Origin of the sequence: Shigella sp. FC1967, assembly GCF_001743005.1 — a bacterium.
Taxonomy (GTDB): domain Bacteria; phylum Pseudomonadota; class Gammaproteobacteria; order Enterobacterales; family Enterobacteriaceae; genus Proteus.
On record NZ_MIIZ01000912.1, the window covers coordinates 1 to 1,976 of the forward strand.

Consider the following 1,976-nt stretch of genomic DNA (forward strand, 5'->3'; position numbering starts at 1 on the left):
CAACAGGTTGGATCATGAATTCTTGGATATCAACGTTGTTATCTGCGTGCTCACCACCGTTGATGATGTTCATCATTGGCAGAGGCATAGAATATTGACCGTGAGTACCGTTCAAATCAGAAATATGCTCGTACAAAGGCATACCTTTCGCAGCAGCTGCTGCTTTTGCGTTTGCTAAAGAAACCGCTAGGATTGCGTTTGCACCAAAGTTTGATTTGTTTTCAGTACCGTCTAAATCGATCATGATTTTATCGATGTTAGCTTGGTCTTTTGCATCTTGGCCAAGGATCGCTTTAGCGATTGGACCATTAACAGCAGCAACCGCTTTCAGAACACCTTTACCTAAGAAACGTGATTTGTCACCATCACGTAATTCTAACGCTTCGCGAGAGCCTGTTGATGCGCCTGATGGAGCAGCCGCCATACCAACAAAACCACCTTCTAAGTGAACTTCTGCTTCAACTGTTGGGTTGCCACGAGAATCAATAATTTCACGACCAAGTACTTTAACGATTTTGGACATTCGGTTTTCCTCTGTACAAGTTAAATTTCCGAGAAGAGATACTCTATCTCTTCTCATATATCCTATTTCAGCAGGCCTTTCTGGTGATCAAAGGCCGCTTTCACAAAGCCTGCAAATAACGGATGGCCGTCACGCGGCGTTGAGGTAAACTCTGGGTGGAACTGACAAGCAATAAACCAAGGATGGTTTGGATTTTCAATAATTTCCACCAGTTTGTTATCTACTGAACGACCAGCAATACGTAAACCCGCATCTTCGATACGTTTTAATAGTAGATTATTTACTTCATAACGGTGACGATGACGCTCTGTAATGGTGTTTTTGCCATACAGTGTGCGAACTAAGCTATCACCACTTAAATGGCAAGGCTGAGCACCAAGGCGCATCGTACCACCTAAATCACTCTCTTCCGAACGCACTTCAACATTACCGTCTTCATCGCGCCATTCAGTAATTAATGCGATAACTGGATATTTACAATCTGGCGCAAATTCAGTGGAGTTTGCGTCTTCCATACCAACAACATTACGTGCAAACTCAATCATAGCAACCTGCATACCTAAGCAAATGCCTAAGTAAGGGATTTTATTTTCACGCGCATATTGAGCAGCCATAATCTTGCCCTCAATACCACGTTCACCAAAACCGCCGGGTACTAAGATTGCGTCTAACCCTTTAAGCATTTCTACGCCACGAGTTTCAACGTCTTGTGAATCAATGAGTTTGATATTTACGGTAACACGGCTTTTGAAACCACCATGTTTCAATGCTTCAATCACTGATTTATAGGCATCGGGTAACTCAACATATTTACCAACCATACCAATGGTCACTTCGCCTTCAGGATTCGCTTCTTCGTAAATAACTTGTTCCCACTCGGCAAGATTTGCGACTGGGCAATCTAAGCTGAATCGTTTACAGATATAATCATCTAATCCCTGTGATTTCAATAGTGCAGGGATTTTATAAATGGAATCGACGTCTTTTAATGAAATAACCGCTTTCTCAGGTACATTACAGAACAATGCAATTTTGGCACGTTCGTTTGCAGGAATAACGCGGTCTGAACGGCAAATCAATGCGTCAGGCTGGATACCGATCGACAGTAATTCTTTTACAGAATGCTGAGTTGGTTTGGTTTTCACCTCACCCGAAGCGGCTAAATAAGGCACCAATGTTAAATGCAGGTAGAATGTGTGCTCACGGCCCACTTCTGCTGCCATTTGGCGAATCGCTTCTAAGAATGGTAAAGATTCGATATCACCAACAGTCCCGCCGACTTCAACTAAAACGACATCATGGCCTTCACCACCACGGATGATGCGTTCTTTAATTTCATTAGTGATATGAGGAATAACTTGAATAGTAGCCCCAAGATAGTCACCACGACGCTCTTTACGTAATACTTCAGAGTATACGCGTCCCGTCGTGAAGTTATTACGACGGGTCATTT

The 1,976-nt window shown here is 43.0% G+C and carries 2 protein-coding genes; both read right to left on the reverse strand.

Annotated features, from left to right (window positions below; all coding sequences use genetic code 11):
- Window positions 1-523: phosphopyruvate hydratase family protein (locus BHE89_RS15800; RefSeq protein ID WP_458694234.1), on the reverse strand; the 523-nt coding region annotated here is incomplete at its 3' end.
- A gap of 62 nt (window positions 524-585) precedes the next feature.
- Window positions 586-1,976, reverse strand: a 1,391-nt coding sequence (gene pyrG / locus BHE89_RS15805; RefSeq protein WP_128860621.1) for a glutamine hydrolyzing CTP synthase, incomplete at its 5' end; no start/stop codon positions are given.